The organism is Parabacteroides sp. PF5-9, from assembly GCF_029893105.1.
GTDB lineage: Bacteria > Bacteroidota > Bacteroidia > Bacteroidales > Tannerellaceae > JARXWG01.
Genome location: NZ_JARXWG010000015.1, coordinates 85892 through 102644 on the forward strand (window position 1 = coordinate 85892; position 16753 = coordinate 102644).

Below are 16753 nucleotides of genomic sequence, written 5' to 3' on the forward strand. Positions count from 1 at the left end.
CAAACTATTTGTACTTTTGATGAACAAATTAAGATTTCGCACTGTTACAATAGTATATAGACCATTAAAACAACAAAATTATGCTAAGTATTTTTCTAAGTCTATTATTATTGATTCCGAATAATCAATTAACAATTAAAAATGATAACATTATGACATTTGAATTAGTAAAATTACCGTATGAGACAGGCGCTTTAGCCCCAGTAATTAGTCAACAAACCATCGAGTTGCATCATGGAAAGCATTTGCAAACCTATGTAAACAATCTGAATAATCTTATTCCGGGTAGTAAGTTTGAAAATGCGACTTTAGAAGAAATCGTAAAAGGAGCCGAAGGCGGTCTGTTTAACAATGCCGGACAGGTGCTCAACCATAACTTGTATTTCACCCAATTCTCTCCGAATGGCGGAGGTAATCCGACAGGGAAACTGGCTGAAGCAATCAATAAAACATGGGGTTCTTTCGACAATTTCAAGAAAGAATTTGAAAAAGCCGGAACCTCTTTATTCGGTTCAGGCTGGGTGTGGTTGGCAAAAGACAATGTTGGCCAATTATCTATAACCAGTGAAGCCAACGGAAGTAATCCCGTCACAAAAGGACTTGTTCCTCTATTGGGATTCGACGTATGGGAACATTCTTATTATATTGATTATCAAAACCGTCGTGCAGACCACCTCAGTGAACTTTGGAAAATCATTGATTGGGATGTGGTTGGAAAAAGATATTAAGTCTATTTCGTGAAACGAAGCATTTAATAGATACAAAAGCCGTTCAGGCATTATAGCTGAACGGCTTTTTTTAAACTATAAAACGATGAAAACAAAACATTTAAACAAAGAAGAATTTCTTAAAAAAGTAACCAATTTTGAACAGAACAGGGAAGCATTCAAATTTGAAGGAGACAAACCATGTATTGTTGATTTTTATGCCGACTGGTGTGGTCCCTGCAAAATGATAGCCCCGATTCTGGAAGAATTGGCTCAAGAATATGTCGGCAAAATCGATATTTACAAAGTCAATACGGAAGAAGAGGAAGAATTAGCAATAGCCTTTGATATACGCAGCATACCAACTCTTCTATTTTGCCCGATGAATCAACCTCCGCAAATAGCCAAAGGGGTATTGAGCAAAGCCGACCTCAAAAAAGCAATAGAGGATGTGTTATTACAAGGATGAATTGTAAATTATGAATTATATGACCCGTTTTTTATAAAAAGAAGTTATCAATCACAGAAAATCACAAACGAACAACTATAAACCAGATGGTTACATCATAATTCATAACTCATAATTCATAATTTTCTTCATATTGCCCTACGCATAAATTCTATAAAATTACCTGAGGCTATTTTATGGATCGTCTCCTGCGTATACCCTTTTTCTCGCAAGAGAACAGGTAGTTTTTGCAAATCGGCAATTGTTTTCAAATCATAAGGACATTGTTCCGTTCCGAAAGCACCATCCAGGTCACTGCCAATTCCGACATGGTTACCATTTCCTGCTAACTGACAGATATGATCTACATTCTCGGCCATAATATCCATAGTACAATTCATCCCTTTCGGCGTTGATTTTCCTCTGATCCAATTGGGAACCATCATCCAGGCATCCAAAGCAACTCCGATGACTGCATCACGTTCTATCAATGCCCGGATCATATCATCGCTGAATTGACGATTATGATCTACAAAAACCCTGCAATTATTATGGCTTGCCCAAACCGGCCCCTTATAAATCTCCAAGGCATGCCAGAAAGCATCATCGTTCAGATGGGTCACATCCAAGATCATACCCAGGCGATCCATCTCCTTTAACAGATCAACCCCCATCGCATTCAAACGCCCCGAAGAATCGGTACCATTCGCATAACGCCCCGAGCCATAATGTGCCGGTCCGACTGCCCGTAAACCATATTGATAGGCCCTTTCCAGAAAATCCACCCGCACAATCGAGTCGGCTCCTTCAATACTCAATAAGTAACCGATCGGTTTGCTATCTACAGGATCGTTATTGTTCCACAAAGCCAGATGCGCCTCTAATTCAGACTTTGTCCGTATCATTGTCATCTCTCCGGCTTCCTCCATCAACTTATACCAGGCAAGTTGCCCTTGCGTCTGTGCCCAAGCCTGCTCAGGAGAATGCCAACCCGGACGAGGTTGACCCGGGAATATATAACGTGCAATCTGTGTGGCAACAACTAAACCGACATTTCCTTTTCGTAATTCGGCAAAAGAGATAGTCGCATTCCCCCGATCGGGTTTATCCGTCATACCAGCTTCACGACGATTGATTTCTTCTAACGACTGACGCAAGTCACGGTTCCATTCCATGGCATTCATGCTCAGATCGAGATGGGCGTCTACAATAAATGGGTGTGTCATATTTTCTAATTTCTAAACAACAGTTCCAAAGCGCATAAAAGTATACATTTTTTTACTTCATCTGATAGAAATAAAAACATCATTCTGTCTCTTTTTTTGCAGTACCTACCTCCGTTTTCTGTTAGAGGTACCTCTAAATCGATTTACACGTACCTCTAAATTATTTTAGAGGTACCTCTAACAAAAAACAGACCTACGTGCAACAGAAAAGTATTTCAGTTGTCTTCAGAAAAAGGGTTCGCAGATGTAATTTTTTTATAAGTTCTTTTCTGTAAAGGCAAGTGGTAACAGTGCTGAAGCGGAAGAGATTTTCAGTACTTTTTCTTTCTCGCAAAGCAGGATCGTCATAGGCGTATTACCTCTTTGTTCAGACTCCATCAAGACTTGTCGGCAGGCGCCACAAGGTGAAATGTTCGGTTGGATAATCCCGTCTTTCAATGCAACAACAGCGAGCGTAGTTGCTGCTGTCTGAGGATATTGAGCGCCGGCGTAAAATAAAGCGACCCTTTCGGCACACAGTCCGGAGGGGTAAGCGGCGTTTTCCTGATTATTCCCGGTTATAATCACTCCATTTTGTAACAACACAGCAGCGCCGACCTGAAAACAGGAGTAGGGGGCATAGGCGTTTTCTGCCGCAGAGATAGCGGTTTGCATCAATTGATATTCGCTATCCGTCAGTTCGTTTAATGCCAGTTCCTTTAGTTGGAATTCTATTTTTAACTCTTTCATTCTAATAACATTATTAGAAACAAATGTAAGAATTTATCGGAGGAGTTATATCTTTGTGGGATTATTACATTATATATAGTATGAGTTTGACTATTCGTTTCTGTTGGTTTTTTCTTCTGTTGACGTTTCTGAATGTTGATCATCTTTCTGCTCAACGAAATAATCCGACTTACGAGAAATATATCAAGCAATATGGTGATCTTGCCATTTTTCAGCAACGTAAATATGGAATTCCTGCCAGCATTACGTTGGCTCAGGGAATCTTGGAGTCGGGAGCCGGACAAGGCGATTTGGCCAAGCGATCCAACAATCATTTTGGGATCAAATGCAATAACTGGAAGGGGGCAAAGGTTTATCATAATGATGATAAACAAGGGGAATGTTTCCGTAAATATAAAAAGGTAGAAGACTCTTACGAGGATCATTCGTTGTTTCTCACACAACGCCCATGGTATGAACCGCTTTTTAAATTGAAAATCACAGATTATAAAGGTTGGGCCAAAGGATTGCAAAAAAGCGGATATGCGACTGATCCTTCTTATGGGAAAAAGCTGATTAAGCTGATTGAAGATTATGATCTTCATCAGTATGATAAGGTCAAAAGCAGTAAACAGATAAAGGGAAAGAAAGGGCGGTTGGATACCTCCGGCAACAAAGCCTCTGACAAAACAAATGTTGATCAGATCGAGATCCGACGAAATGTCTATAAAACCTATGGCTTGATCTATGTTTATGCGGATGCAAATGATAGTTTTGAGCAGATAGCCCGCGATATCCGCCAGAGTGCAAAAGAGTTGGCAAAATTCAATGATTTATCTGTTGACCAACGACTGATCAAAGGGGAAGTTATCTATTTGCAGAAAAAGAAAAAGAAAGCAGATAAACCACATTATGATCATGTGGTTCTGAGTGGTGAAACGATGCACCATGTTGCACAGAAATACGGCATACAGCTTAATAGTCTACTAAAGATGAATAAGAAGAAGAAAGACTATAGGCCTGTGCCGGGGGAAGTGTTGAAGTTGCGATGATGAAGTCGAAAAGGCTTTAAGGACTTTAAGGCTTTTAAGGAAATATAAAAAAGTATTACCTTTGCCTTCCGAAACAATAAAGAGAATGAGTGATCAACGTTATAATTTGCGCGGAGTGTCGGCATCAAAAGAAGATGTACACAATGCGATCAGGCATATTGATAAAGGTTTATATCCATACGCTTTTTGTAAAATAATACCTGATATATTGGGGGGTGATCCTGAGTACTGCAACATTATGCATGCGGATGGTGCCGGTACAAAATCTTCTCTGGCCTATATGTATTGGAAAGAGACGGGTGATCTCTCCGTATGGAAAGGGATTGCACAAGATGCGTTGATCATGAATATCGATGACCTGCTTTGCGTGGGGGCATTGGACAATATCCTTGTTTCCTCGACGATAGGGCGAAATAAACTGTTGATACCGGGTGAGGTGATTTCAGCGATCATAAACGGTACCGACGAGTTATTGGCTGAACTTCGCGAATTGGGAATCGGTTGTTATGCAACCGGAGGTGAGACGGCAGATGTCGGCGACCTGGTGCGTACTATTATTGTAGACAGTACGGTGACTTGCCGGATGAAACGCAGTGATGTGATCGATAACAGCCGGATTACAGCGGGAGATGTGATTGTTGGACTGTCCTCTTATGGGAAAGCCTCCTATGAGAAAGCCTATAACGGAGGGATGGGGAGCAATGGCTTAACCTCTGCACGACATGATGTGTTTGCTCATGGGCTGGCCGAGAAATATCCGGAAAGTTATGATGCGTCGGTTCCATCAGAACTGGTCTACTCGGGAGAGTTGGAACTGACCGACTGGTTGATCGATGTTGGTATGACTGCCGGTAAGCTGGTGCTTTCTCCGACACGTACATATGCTCCGGTTATCAAAGTTTTGTTAGATCAGTTACGTCTTCAGGTGCATGGAATGGTGCACTGTTCGGGAGGCGCTCAGACCAAAATCATGCACTTTGTGAAAAACAAACGGGTGGTTAAGAATAATCTTTTCCCGATACCTCCGCTTTTCAGCATCATTCAGGAACAGAGCCAAACCGATTGGCAGGAGATGTACAAAGTCTTCAATATGGGACATCGGATGGAGATTTATCTTGCGCCTGAGTATGCCCAGGAAGTGATGGATATCGCTAAAAGTTTTGATATTGATGCCCAGATTGTCGGTTATGTGGAAGAGGCTGAGACCAACGAGCTTATTATTGAAAGCGAAAAAGGTCGCTTTATATATTGATCGTAAATGGCAGATAATAGTTTGTTGAAGAGATTGGACGGGTTGGTTAGTCGTTTTGAAGAGGTGGCAACCTTGATTACCGATCCGGAAGTCATTGCCGATATGAAGCGGTTCGTCAAACTCAATAAAGAGTATCATGATCTGGAAAAGATCGTCAATACGCGTTTGGCATATATCGCTGCATTGAACAGTATAGAAGAAGCTAAAACAATACTGGAAACCGAACAAGATCAGGAGATGCGTGAGATGGCGCGGGAAGAACTGGATCAAAGTGTAAACCGGTTGCCTTTATTGGAAGAAGAGATTAAATTACTCTTAGTTCCGGCTGATCCGCAGGATAATAAGAATGCCATCGTAGAGATTCGAGGCGGAACCGGAGGAGATGAGGCATCGATTTTTGCCGGTGATCTTTACCGGATGTATGTCAAATATTGCGAGAATAAAGGGTGGAAAGTCGCGATGACAAGTTACACCGATGGTACGTCAGGCGGTTTTAAGGAGGTGATCTTTACCGTTAGTGGTGAGGGTGTTTACGGAATATTGAAATATGAATCGGGTGTACACCGTGTTCAGCGTATTCCTCAGACAGAAACGCAAGGGCGGGTGCACACCTCTGCTGCAACGGTCGCTGTATTGCCTGAAGCTGAAGAGTTTGATGTTGAGATCAAAGAGTCGGATATCCGAACCGATATTTTCTGTGCATCCGGACATGGCGGACAGTCTGTGAATACGACCTATTCGGCCATTCGACTGGTGCATCTTCCGACCGGTATTACCGTTCAGTGTCAGGATGAGAAATCGCAATTGAAGAATAAAGCCAAAGCGATGATTGAACTTCGTTCACGTATATATAATATGGAATACCAGAAGTACCTGGACGAGATCTCTTCCAAGCGCAAGACGATGGTATCGACAGGTGACCGGTCGGCTAAAATCCGAACATACAACTATCCGCAGGGGCGGATTACGGATCATCGTATTAATTATACGATCTATAATCTATCGGCCTTTATGGATGGAGATATACAAGATTGTATCGATCAACTGATTATTGCGGAAAATGCCGAAAGGTTGAAAGAAGCAGAATTATAAATTATTTCAGAAAGAAAGAACAGATGAACAAACAACTACTTTTCGAACATATAAAACAAAAACAATCTTTTCTTTGTGTGGGGTTGGATACGGATATTAAAAAAATCCCCAAACATCTGATACAAACAGAAGAAGATCCCATTTTTGCCTTTAATAAGGCGATTGTTGACGCGACAGCTGATTTCTGTGTGGCCTACAAACCCAATCTGGCCTTTTATGAAAGCCTGGGTGTAAAGGGGATGGAATCTTTTGAGAAAACAGTCTGTTATATTCGTGAAAACTATCCCGATCAATTTATTATTGCAGATGCCAAACGGGGGGATATCGGGAATACCTCGGAGATGTATGCCCGGTTCTTTTTTGATGTGGCTCAGGTAGATGCGGTGACGGTTGCTCCCTATATGGGCGAAGATAGTGTGAAACCTTTTCTGATCTATCCGGAAAGTTGGGTGATCTTGCTGGCGTTGACTTCTAATAAAGGTTCTTCCGATTTTCAATTGATGGAAGACGCTCAGGGTGAACGTCTTTTTGAGAAAGTATTGAAAAAATCGCAGGAATGGGGTACTGATGAGCAGATGATGTTTGTCGTGGGGGCGACACAAGGAAAAATGTTTAAGGAGATCCGTAAGTATGCTCCGAATCATTTTCTGCTGGTTCCCGGAGTCGGTGCTCAGGGAGGTAGCCTGAAAGAGGTCGCTCAGTATGGGATGAATGATCAGTGCGGACTTTTGGTGAACTCTTCCCGTGCGATTATCTATGCGGACAATACGCCTGATTTTGCCTCTTTTGCACGTCGTGAAGCGGAATTATTGCAACGAGAAATGGCAGATTATCTGATTGATAAAGGAATTATTCCTTACAAATCATAGGCAATCCAAAGATTTTTCACCATTTTTGCAAATTGAATTGTGAAAAAACATACAACTATTGACTGTAACGTATTATTATATAACTAATTGAAATGGAATTTTCGGCTCAACAGATTGCAGAATTTTTAAAAGGAACCATAATAGGCGATCCGAATGTTCATGTGAATAATTTTTCAAAAATAGAAGAGGGAGCGCCTGGAACCTTGACTTTCCTGGCTAATCCTAAATATGAACATCATATTTATTCGACAAAAGCCAGTATTGTTCTTGTAAATTCCGACTTTGAGCCTACCGAACCTGTTAAGGCTACGCTGGTAAAGGTACCAAACGCTTATTCTGCTTTAGCCATGTTGTTGAATTTGGTGGAACAATCGAAACCTAAAAAATCAGGTATAGATTCAACAGCCTATATAGCCTCTTCTGCTACATTAAAAGAAGATTGTTATATAGGTCATTTTGTTTATATAGGCGAACAGGCCAAAATCGGAAAAAACTGTATGATCTACCCCTATGCTTACATTGGTGACCATGTCACGATAGGGGATGATACGATTATATATCCTCATGTAACGATCTACGAAAACTGTTTTGTGGGGCAAAAATGTATTCTCCATGCCGGAGCAGTTATCGGAGCTGATGGTTTTGGTTTTGCACCGGAAGGTGAGGGGTACAACAAAATTCCTCAGCTGGGGAATGTGATTATAGAAGACCGGGTTGAAGTAGGTGCTAATACGACTATCGACCGTGCGGTCATCGATTCTACCATTATTCGTCAGGGAGTGAAACTGGATAATCTGGTTCAGATCGGACATAATGTCGAAGTCGGAGAGAATACCGTGATGGCGGCTCAGGTAGGAATAGCCGGGTCGGTGAAAGTCGGTCAGCATTGTATGTTTGGCGGCCAGGCCGGATTGGCGGGTCATATTCAAATTGCTGATAATGCGCATATCGGTGCACAGGCCGGTGTGATCGGAGATATTAAAGGACCGGCTTCGGTTTTAGGAGCTCCGGCTATCGATGCCAAAGGATTTATGCGTTCAAGCGCCGTATTCAATCGTTTGCCGGATATCTACCGGACGATAGGGCAGTTGCAACGTGAAATAGAACAATTAAAAAAAGAAATCAACAAATAATATGCAAAAACAGAAAACGCTTGCGGCAAGTTTCTCGCTTCATGGTAAAGGTTTGCATACGGGATTGGATATTCATATTACCTTTAATCCTGCACCGGAAAACCATGGATATAAAATAAAACGTGTTGATCTGGAAGGAACTCCGGTGATTGATGCGGTTGCCGAAAACGTGACGAATACGCAGCGGGGAACCGTGCTTTGTAAAAATAGTGTTCAGGTAGGAACCATAGAGCATGCCATGGCTGCGTTATATGCTTATGAGATAGATAACTGTCTGATAGAGGTCGATGCTCCGGAATTTCCTATTCTTGACGGAAGTTCTATCTTTTATATCGAAGAGATCGAAAAGGCCGGTATACGGGAGCAGGAGGCACCTAAAGATTTTTATATCGTCAAACATAAGATAGAGGTTTACGATGAAAATAGCGGATCCTCTTTGATTATTTTACCGGATGATAAGTTTAGTCTGAATGTGTTGATTTCGTTTGATTCACCCGTTTTGCCTAACCAATTCGCTACACTTAACGATTTGAGTGAGTTTCCTTCATTGGCTGCATCCCGGACATTTGTGTTTGTGCGTGAAGTAGAACTATTGTTGCAAAACAACCTGATCAAAGGGGGTGACCTGGATAATGCCATTGTTATTTATGACAAGGAAATGTCTCAGGAAGCCTTAGATAAATTGGCAGATATGGTGGGACTCCCACATAAAAATGTACAGGAGTTGGGTTATATCAATAATAAACCGTTGGTATTTGATAATGAGCCGGCACGACATAAACTGATCGATGTGATCGGTGACTTGGCATTGATTGGCAGACCGATACGTGGTCGTGTGATTGCTACCCGTCCGGGACATAAGATCAACAATCAACTGGCCCGCCTAATCAGAAAAGAGATTAAATTAAATGATATACAAGCGCCAATCTATGATCCGAGCAAGGATCCGGTAATGGATATTAACCGTATCCGTGAGTTATTGCCTCATCGTTATCCGTTTCTTTTAGTCGATAAAATCATTGAAATAGGGAGTGACCACATTGTCGGGATAAAGAATATTACAACGAATGAGCCTTTCTTCCAGGGGCATTTCCCTCAGGAACCGGTGATGCCAGGCGTTTTGCAGGTTGAAGCGATGGCACAGACCGGAGGTCTATTGGTTTTAAACTCAGTCGATGAGCCGGAGCGCTATTCTACATATTTCATGAAAATCGACGGTGTTAAATTTCGTCAGAAAGTGGTTCCGGGTGATACGCTTATTCTCAGGTTGGAACTTCTGGCACCTATCCGAAGAGGGATATCGACCATGAAAGGGTATGTTTTTGTTGGTGAGAAACTAGTCAGTGAAGCTGAGTTTATGGCTCAGATTATCAAGAATAAATAAAAAAACACAAAGATGAATCAGTCTCCATTAGCTGTCGTTCACCCTGACGCAAAAATAGGGAAGGATGTTACGATAGATCCGTTTGCTGTCATAGAACAGGATGTCATTATTGGTGATAACTGTCGCATTTATTCACATACTGCCATTCTTAACGGAGCGCGGATCGGCAATAACTGTCAGATCTTTCCCGGTGCTGTTATAGCAGGAATACCACAAGATTTAAAGTTTATCGGAGAAAAGACTACGGCAGAAATTGGCGACAATACTACAATCCGGGAGTGTGTCACGATTAACAGAGGTACAGCTTCGAGAGGAAAGACCGTGGTCGGTAGTAATTGTCTGATTATGGCCTACTCGCATGTCGCGCATGATTGTATCCTGAAAGATCATATTATCCTGGGTAATTCAACTCAATTAGCAGGAGAGGTCGAAATCGATGATTATGCGATAGTCAGTGGCGGTAGTCTGGTACATCAATTTACGCGAATCTCCAAGCATGTAATGATCCAGGGAGGATCACGTGTAGGTAAAGATATTCCTCCTTACACGTTGATCGGGCGTGATCCGATCGTTTACTGCGGGATTAATATTGTCGGTCTGCGTCGTCGTGGATTTACTAATGATCAGGTTTTTCTGATACAGGACATTTACCGAACATTATACACCCGTGGTCTCAATAACTCCGAAGCGCTTAAAGCGATAGAAACCGAATATGCGCCAAGCAATGACCGGGATTTAATTCTGGACTTTATAAAAACATCCAGCCGGGGAATTGTCAGAGGTTCATTGGATGAGTTATAAAAATCAGCAAAAAAGAATAGATCAATAGAAATCTTCATGTAGAAATAACATGGAGATTTTTTTATCCCTAACAATTCTTAATATATTCTTAACAAAACTCATTTTTCGGTCGCTCTCATTATAATCACTATCTTTACCGCGGCCAATATATTCATTTGTTATGAATGCACCAAGTACAATTAAAATAGAGGATTTTAAACGAGGTATTGAACCTACCGATTTTTTTGAAGACCAACTGTTTATTGTAAACTTTGACAATAAAGTTTTAGACGAAAAAGAGATACAGCGAAAAACCTGGCTGCCTGTCAGACTGAATGCAGTCTCTTTCTTATTGGTCGAAGATGGAACAGCGACAATTAAACTCGATCATGTTCCTTATCAACTAACACCCAATACCGTGTTGTTGATTATGCCCGTACATATTGTCCAGGAAATGGTTGCTGATAAAGATTTTAAAGGAAAATTCCTGATCTCAGATTTTGAATTTATTCAGGAAAACAGACCCAGTAAAATCATAGCTTCCATCTCAAACTATGTGCAATTGAGAAAAAATCCGATACTGTCGTTAACTCAGGAGGAGATCAGCCTGTTGATGGATAGCCTTGAAGCGTTAAGGGCTAAATTTCATAAAAGTGACTCGTATTTTCATCAAGAAGTGGTACAGATCGCTTTTGCCTCATTTTTATTGGATTTTGCAGATATAATAATGAGTAAAAAGGAACATCTGTCTGTTCAAAAAGTCTCCCGCCGTGAGGATATTTTCAATAATTTTTTGAAACTGCTTCTTAAACATTGTAAAGAACAGCATGCGGTTTCGTTTTATGCCGATAAGCTGTTTATTACCTCACAATACCTGAGTCTTGCATTAAAAGATGTCACAGGGAAAACCGCCAACGAGTGGATCAATGAAGCCGTACTTGTTGAGGCGAAGATTCTTCTCAAATCACCGAATATTACCATTCAGCAGATTGCGGATGAATTGAACTTTTCAGACCAGTCGACCTTTGGGAAATTTTTCAAAAAACACGTCGGTGTTTCACCTTTGGAGTATCGGCGTAATGGCTAAAGAGATGTTTAATCACTAATCAACATATCATGGAAATGGAAAAGGAAGTATTAGGTATTGGCTCGCGAGTCAAACACAAAGAATATGGCTTAGGAGCGGTAATCCAGGTAAAACCGAAAAGTTATCTGATTACTTTTATGGAGTATGGCAACCGGGAAATCTCCCGCGAGTATGAAGGATTGGAGATCATTGATTTATTAGAGCCGGATGAGGATCTGGTTAGTTTTGAGATGATTGAAGAGACGCTCACCCGTATTTTGCGTAATTTCTCCGATATTCAGGAGGTTGTTCCGATTGCAGATAAATGGAGAGGGGGTACATTGATTTTAAAACCATCAAATTCGGAGATGAAACCCTATGAAATGCCGATTTCAACCTTCTTCAATAAAATCATTATGGTACGCGACCGTTTACGGGTGTTGGAGCAGAAAGTCAATTCCAGCCGCATCGAAGATGATGAAAAGATTACTTTGCAACAATATATAACCCGTTGCTACGGAAGTCTGACCTCTTTTAATATTTTATTCAAGAACAAACACCAACATTTTGTCGGTGAAGGTAAAGCGAATAAAGATTAATTAAAGGAGGTTAAATCTTGCATTTAACGAAGAAATAGCCGTTTGATATTTCATAAACGATAGAAGGTCACGTCGATAAACATCGTATCTTTGTTCTTTATTAGTAAGAAGAAAAGTCAATAAAGATGTTAGATATAAGAACTATTCGGCGTGACTTTCCTATTTTGGAACAATCCATCTACGGAAAGCCACTGATCTATTTCGATAATGCAGCAACTACACAAAAGCCCCGTTGTGTGGTCGAAAAAATAGAGCAAGGCTACTATTCAGTCAATGCCAATGTACATCGGGGAGTCCATTTTCTCAGCCAGGCGGCTACCGAAGCGCATGAAAATGCCCGAAAGACCGTACAGCAATTCCTGAATGCTCCCTCTTCCAATGAGATTATTTTTACCCGTGGTACTACGGAAGCGATCAATCTGGTTGCTTCCAGTTTTATTGAAGGGTGTATGATGCCAGGCGATGAAATCCTCATCTCTGCCATGGAACATCATTCCAATATCGTTCCCTGGCAAATACAGGCTGCCCGTAAGGGAATCACGATCAAAGTCATTCCGTTGACGGAAACAGGAGAACTGGATATGGATGTTTACCGGGCACTGTTTTCGGAACGTACCCGGTTGGTCTCCGTTGTACATATCTCCAATGTGCTCGGGACAGTCAATCCCGTCAAAGAGGTTATAGAGATCGCTCATCAACACGATGTTCCCGTATTAATTGACGGAGCGCAAGCTGTTCCTCACCTCAATGTGGATGTCCAAGATCTGGATGCCGATTTTTATACCTTTTCAGGACATAAAATCTATGGCCCGACAGGGATAGGCGTTTTGTATGGTAAAGCGTCATGGCTCGACAAAATGCCTCCTTATCAAGGGGGAGGGGAGATGATCAGTACCGTTTCGTTTGAAAAAACAACCTTCAACGAGTTGCCCTATAAGTTTGAGGCCGGGACACCTGATTATATCGGAAGTACGGCTTTGGCCGAAGCCTTAAAGTATGTCTCTGCTTTAGGGTTGGAGAAAATCGCAGCTTATGAAGACGAACTACTAACGTATGCAACCCATCAGCTGAATGCAATTGAAGGGATGCGTATTTTCGGACATGCCGCACATAAAAGCAGTGTGATCTCTTTTCTGGTAGGACATATACATCACTATGATATGGGGATGTTGCTCGACCGGTTAGGAATAGCCGTGCGTACCGGTCATCATTGTGCCCAGCCGCTTATGCATCTATTGGGTATAGAAGGAACCGTAAGGGCCTCTTTTTCCTTTTATAATACGAAAGAGGAAATCGACACGTTTATTAAAGGGATAGAAAAAGTGTGTCAAATGTTTTAGCCTGTAAATAGATGCTATATTACTTAAAAAAATACCCTATTTCGATCGCTCTTATTCTGGTGGTGATCTATTTATCGTTCTTCAAACCACCCGCTGTGCATATTCCGCGATTCCCTTATTGGGATAAATTCGTTCATTTCTGTATGTATGCCGGAGTGTCGGGCATGTTATGGATTGAATTTTTAAGAAACCATCGCCATGATCATCCTGTCCCATTCAAACATGGTTGGATAGGAGCCGTATTTATCCCGATCTTTTTCAGTGGACTCATTGAGATTCTTCAGGAGACACTGACAACATATCGTGGAGGTGACTGGCTTGACTTTTTAGCCAATACCACAGGTGTATTTACGGCAACAGCTATAGCCTGGTTTATTATACGTCCCTCTATTTTTCAATCTTCTCAATAAGGTCGGGTATGCTATTAAACTATTTACAACCAGGCCGGCTGGAAGCCGGATGTGATGAAGCCGGCAGAGGGTGTCTGGCCGGATCGGTCTTTGCGGCTGCTGTTATTCTTCCTCCCGACTTTCAACATACTGATTTGAATGATAGTAAGCAACTGAGTGAGAAGAAACGTTATGTATTACGCCCGATCATAGAACAAGAAGCTTTAGCCTGGGCCGTTGGGATTGTGACACCGGAAGAAATCGATCGGATCAATATTTTAAATGCCTCCTTTCTGGCAATGCATAGAGCCATTGATCAGCTGACGGTAAAACCCGAACACCTGTTGATCGACGGCAATCGTTTCACTCCTTATCCCTCCATTCAACATACGGCAATCGTTAAAGGCGATAGTAAATATTTGAGTATTGCCGCTGCCTCTATCCTGGCAAAGACTTACCGGGATGACTATATGCACGACTTAGCAATACTTCATCCCCAATACCATTGGGAGGAGAATAAAGGATACCCCACACGTGCCCATCGAATCGCTATCCAACAGTTTGGGATAACCCCTTATCATCGGAAAACGTTTACCCTTTTACCACAACAATTAACGTTGGATCTTTAAGGTATTTTTCATTGTTTTTCGTTTTAATATCGCTTTTTTTCGTTTTCTTCAGCGGAATGTTCCGAATGAATAGACAATTGTCTATTTTTGTTTGTTGCAATTACAGCTAAGATGCGCCTGTCGGTATGTAATACTGTTTTTATACGCTCTAAATGGATATAATTAAAAAATACACGACTTCAAAACGGATACTAATCAATTTGATTAGCGCTGTTTTTATCGTTTATCCCAATATCGCCTGTTTGCCTTGGGAACTCAGTTTTCTGGACGAATCCGAACACGTCTCTCATTTACTTTTTTTCTTTTTCAGGTATTTCTTTTTTGTTGTATTAATCGGTTTTCTGGTTAAATATAACCTGGGGAAGATCAAAGGTTTTGAATTCAAAAAACGGCTGATACGCACATTCCTGTTCTCGGCATTGGCTTATCTGGTATATGTCGGTATTTCATTTGCCTGTTGCAAAAAGGCCGATTGTTTTGGCAGCATATTGATTTTCCAGTTTTTGGTGGTATTCATTCTTTGTACGTTTGCCGGGCATGTCTTCTTTCTGTACAATAAGCAGCTTAAGAATGAACAAGAAATCGAGCAGTTGAAGACTGAGAACCTGCAAAGCCGTTATGATGCGTTGACCAATCAGATAAATCCCCATTTTTTCTTCAATTCATTGAACGGACTTTCAGGATTGATTCGCAAGAAAGATGATGAGAAGACACAGGCGTATGTCAATACCTTGTCGGATGTTTTCCGATATATTCTTCAGAGTGGTAAAAAAGGGTTGGTGACGTTGGAGGAGGAGTTGGAATTTGTAGAGGCTTTCCGTTATATGATGGAGGTGCGTTTTGCCAATAAATTATCGTTCAGGATAGAGGTGCCCAAAGAGAAACTCGGATTAAAAATCCCGGTTCTTTCCTTGTTACCTTTGATCGACAATGTGGTGGTGCATAATACGATAGATAGCGATCACAAAATGGAGGTCGCTATCTGGTTGAGCGAAAAAGACGAATTGATTGTCTCCAATCCGGTCTATCCGAAATTAACACCGTCTGAAACCAATGGTACCGGGTTGAAAAATCTTGAAAATCGCTTCTCTTTATTGATGAACAGACAGATACGAGTAGAAGAAGATGTGCAAGTATACCGTGTTTATTTACCTTTAAAGTCAAACAAAGATGAGAGTATTGATCGTTGAAGACGAAACTGTCGCTTATGAAAATCTGGCAGATATCCTCCACCGGATTGATCCGGCTATTGAAATAGTAGGGAATACCGAAAGTGTGACTCAGACAGTCAATTGGATGCAAAAGAATACGCTTCCGGATCTTATCTTTATGGATATTCATTTGTCGGATGGCTCTGCCTTTTCGATATTCGATATGATAAAGATTGAAACACCGATTATCTTTATTACAGCTTATGATGAGTATGCCATTGAAGCGTTTAAAGTGAATAGCATTGCTTATCTGCTCAAGCCGGTGAAAGAAGAAGAACTCGAACGTGCCTTGGAGAAATTTGGTAAATGGACCCGAACGGAGGTCTTGCACTATTTGTCGCAGTTGACACAACTCGCTGTTCCTGTTCCTGCGTATAAGGATAAGATGTTGATCCCGGTAAAAGATAAATTGCTGCCGATCAATATGAAGGATATCGCCTGTTTTTATACGACCGATAAGACAACCTATATCTATATGAAAGACGGGCAACATTATGTCTATTCGCGCACATTAGACCAGATTATCGGTTCATTGAATCCTTCGGATTTTATCCGAGCCAATAAACAGTATATTATCGCACGCGATAGTGTGAAAAATATAACGATTTGGTTCGATAGCCGTTTATTGATCTCGTTGGATGTTGAAACTCCCGAACGGATTTATATCAGTAAAAATAAAGCGGCAGAGTTTAAGTCGTGGGTGGTCTGTGAGAATTAGGTGAATTAAAAATAACGTGAACTCAATAAAAGAATTATCTTCAGATATTGTAAAATTTGAAGGTTTTTCGAAGGCCAAATCCCGCAGGGATTTAATGTGCATAACCCCGGGTGAAGAGGAGCGTAGCGGATCGACCCGGGGTATATAATG

The 16753-nt window shown here is 41.3% G+C and carries 17 protein-coding genes and 1 pseudogene; 16 read left to right on the forward strand and 2 right to left on the reverse strand.

The features are described 5' to 3' along the window. Positions 1–152 precede the first annotated feature (152 nt). On the forward strand, positions 153–728 hold the full coding sequence (locus M2135_RS09920; protein ID WP_280748344.1) for a superoxide dismutase: 576 nt from the start codon (positions 153–155) through the stop codon (positions 726–728). 94 nt (positions 729–822) lie between these two features. Further along, positions 823–1176: pseudogene (trxA, locus tag M2135_RS09925) on the forward strand (thioredoxin); the annotation flags it as partial. Between the two features lie 128 nt (positions 1177–1304). On the opposite strand, the gene M2135_RS09930 reads toward trxA, so the two are convergent. Next, a complete protein-coding gene (locus M2135_RS09930) occupies positions 1305–2381 on the reverse strand; it encodes a membrane dipeptidase (protein WP_280748346.1) in 1077 nt (358 codons plus the stop codon). A gap of 255 nt (positions 2382–2636) precedes the next feature. Further along, positions 2637–3110, reverse strand: a complete 474-nt coding sequence (gene cdd, locus M2135_RS09935; protein WP_280748347.1) for a cytidine deaminase — start codon at positions 3108–3110, stop codon at positions 2637–2639. 80 nt (positions 3111–3190) lie between these two features. Here cdd and M2135_RS09940 point away from each other — a divergent pair, with 80 nt between their 5' ends. The 14 genes from M2135_RS09940 (at position 3191) to M2135_RS10005 (ending at position 16603) form a co-directional block, all read left to right on the forward strand. Then, entirely contained in the window at positions 3191–4141 is a 951-nt protein-coding gene (locus M2135_RS09940) for a glucosaminidase domain-containing protein (RefSeq protein WP_280748348.1), read from the forward strand. An 85-nt stretch (positions 4142–4226) separates the two neighbouring features. Then, positions 4227–5393, forward strand: coding sequence for an AIR synthase related protein (locus M2135_RS09945; protein ID WP_280748349.1), 1167 nt, complete (start codon positions 4227–4229; stop codon positions 5391–5393). A gap of 6 nt (positions 5394–5399) precedes the next feature. Continuing rightward, complete coding sequence (gene prfA, locus M2135_RS09950) at positions 5400–6485, forward strand: peptide chain release factor 1 (protein WP_280748350.1); 1086 nt, start codon at positions 5400–5402, stop codon at positions 6483–6485. Between the two features lie 23 nt (positions 6486–6508). Then, entirely contained in the window at positions 6509–7354 is an 846-nt protein-coding gene (gene pyrF / locus M2135_RS09955) for an orotidine-5'-phosphate decarboxylase (RefSeq protein WP_280748351.1), read from the forward strand. A 92-nt stretch (positions 7355–7446) separates the two neighbouring features. After that, positions 7447–8487, forward strand: a complete 1041-nt coding sequence (gene lpxD, locus M2135_RS09960; protein WP_280748352.1) for a UDP-3-O-(3-hydroxymyristoyl)glucosamine N-acyltransferase — start codon at positions 7447–7449, stop codon at positions 8485–8487. Position 8488: 1 nt separating this feature from the next. Further along, a complete protein-coding gene (locus M2135_RS09965) occupies positions 8489–9871 on the forward strand; it encodes a bifunctional UDP-3-O-[3-hydroxymyristoyl] N-acetylglucosamine deacetylase/3-hydroxyacyl-ACP dehydratase (protein WP_280748353.1) in 1383 nt (460 codons plus the stop codon). Between the two features lie 12 nt (positions 9872–9883). After that, positions 9884–10672: an acyl-ACP--UDP-N-acetylglucosamine O-acyltransferase gene (gene lpxA, locus M2135_RS09970; protein WP_280748354.1), complete on the forward strand. Its 789-nt coding sequence runs from the start codon at positions 9884–9886 to the stop codon at positions 10670–10672. A gap of 160 nt (positions 10673–10832) precedes the next feature. Next, positions 10833–11738, forward strand: a complete 906-nt coding sequence (locus M2135_RS09975) for a helix-turn-helix domain-containing protein (RefSeq protein WP_280748355.1) — start codon at positions 10833–10835, stop codon at positions 11736–11738. A 29-nt stretch (positions 11739–11767) separates the two neighbouring features. Continuing rightward, positions 11768–12316 (forward strand): hypothetical protein, encoded by a 549-nt coding sequence (locus tag M2135_RS09980; RefSeq protein WP_280748356.1) that lies wholly within the window; start codon positions 11768–11770, stop codon positions 12314–12316. Between the two features lie 125 nt (positions 12317–12441). Further along, positions 12442–13656, forward strand: a complete 1215-nt coding sequence (locus M2135_RS09985) for a cysteine desulfurase (protein ID WP_280748357.1) — start codon at positions 12442–12444, stop codon at positions 13654–13656. A gap of 11 nt (positions 13657–13667) precedes the next feature. Then, positions 13668–14066, forward strand: a complete 399-nt coding sequence (locus tag M2135_RS09990; RefSeq protein ID WP_280748358.1) for a VanZ family protein — start codon at positions 13668–13670, stop codon at positions 14064–14066. A gap of 8 nt (positions 14067–14074) precedes the next feature. Further along, positions 14075–14674, forward strand: a complete 600-nt coding sequence (locus M2135_RS09995) for a ribonuclease HII (protein ID WP_280748359.1) — start codon at positions 14075–14077, stop codon at positions 14672–14674. Positions 14675–14826: 152 nt separating this feature from the next. After that, positions 14827–15864 carry a histidine kinase gene (locus M2135_RS10000; protein WP_280748360.1) on the forward strand — a complete coding sequence of 346 codons (1038 nt, stop codon included), beginning with the start codon at positions 14827–14829 and terminating at the stop codon, positions 15862–15864. Beyond that, positions 15845–16603, forward strand: a complete 759-nt coding sequence (locus tag M2135_RS10005; RefSeq protein WP_280748361.1) for a LytTR family DNA-binding domain-containing protein — start codon at positions 15845–15847, stop codon at positions 16601–16603. Before M2135_RS10000 ends, M2135_RS10005 begins: the two co-directional genes overlap by 20 nt. The last annotated feature ends 150 nt before the right edge of the window (positions 16604–16753 follow it).

Coding starts and splice junctions, on each gene's coding strand:
- M2135_RS09945 (WP_280748349.1), top strand. CDS start 4,227: ATGAGTGATCAACGTTATAATTTGCGCGGAGTGTCGGCATCAAAAGAA.
- pyrF (WP_280748351.1), top strand. CDS start 6,509: ATGAACAAACAACTACTTTTCGAACATATAAAACAAAAACAATCTTTT.
- M2135_RS09980 (WP_280748356.1), top strand. CDS start 11,768: ATGGAAATGGAAAAGGAAGTATTAGGTATTGGCTCGCGAGTCAAACAC.
- prfA (WP_280748350.1), top strand. CDS start 5,400: ATGGCAGATAATAGTTTGTTGAAGAGATTGGACGGGTTGGTTAGTCGT.
- M2135_RS10005 (WP_280748361.1), top strand. CDS start 15,845: ATGAGAGTATTGATCGTTGAAGACGAAACTGTCGCTTATGAAAATCTG.
- M2135_RS09940 (WP_280748348.1), top strand. CDS start 3,191: ATGAGTTTGACTATTCGTTTCTGTTGGTTTTTTCTTCTGTTGACGTTT.
- M2135_RS09930 (WP_280748346.1), bottom strand. CDS start 2,381: ATGACACACCCATTTATTGTAGACGCCCATCTCGATCTGAGCATGAAT.
- M2135_RS09995 (WP_280748359.1), top strand. CDS start 14,075: ATGCTATTAAACTATTTACAACCAGGCCGGCTGGAAGCCGGATGTGAT.
- M2135_RS10000 (WP_280748360.1), top strand. CDS start 14,827: ATGGATATAATTAAAAAATACACGACTTCAAAACGGATACTAATCAAT.
- M2135_RS09985 (WP_280748357.1), top strand. CDS start 12,442: ATGTTAGATATAAGAACTATTCGGCGTGACTTTCCTATTTTGGAACAA.
- M2135_RS09975 (WP_280748355.1), top strand. CDS start 10,833: ATGAATGCACCAAGTACAATTAAAATAGAGGATTTTAAACGAGGTATT.
- M2135_RS09920 (WP_280748344.1), top strand. CDS start 153: ATGACATTTGAATTAGTAAAATTACCGTATGAGACAGGCGCTTTAGCC.
- M2135_RS09990 (WP_280748358.1), top strand. CDS start 13,668: ATGCTATATTACTTAAAAAAATACCCTATTTCGATCGCTCTTATTCTG.
- lpxD (WP_280748352.1), top strand. CDS start 7,447: ATGGAATTTTCGGCTCAACAGATTGCAGAATTTTTAAAAGGAACCATA.
- M2135_RS09965 (WP_280748353.1), top strand. CDS start 8,489: ATGCAAAAACAGAAAACGCTTGCGGCAAGTTTCTCGCTTCATGGTAAA.
- lpxA (WP_280748354.1), top strand. CDS start 9,884: ATGAATCAGTCTCCATTAGCTGTCGTTCACCCTGACGCAAAAATAGGG.
- cdd (WP_280748347.1), bottom strand. CDS start 3,110: ATGAAAGAGTTAAAAATAGAATTCCAACTAAAGGAACTGGCATTAAAC.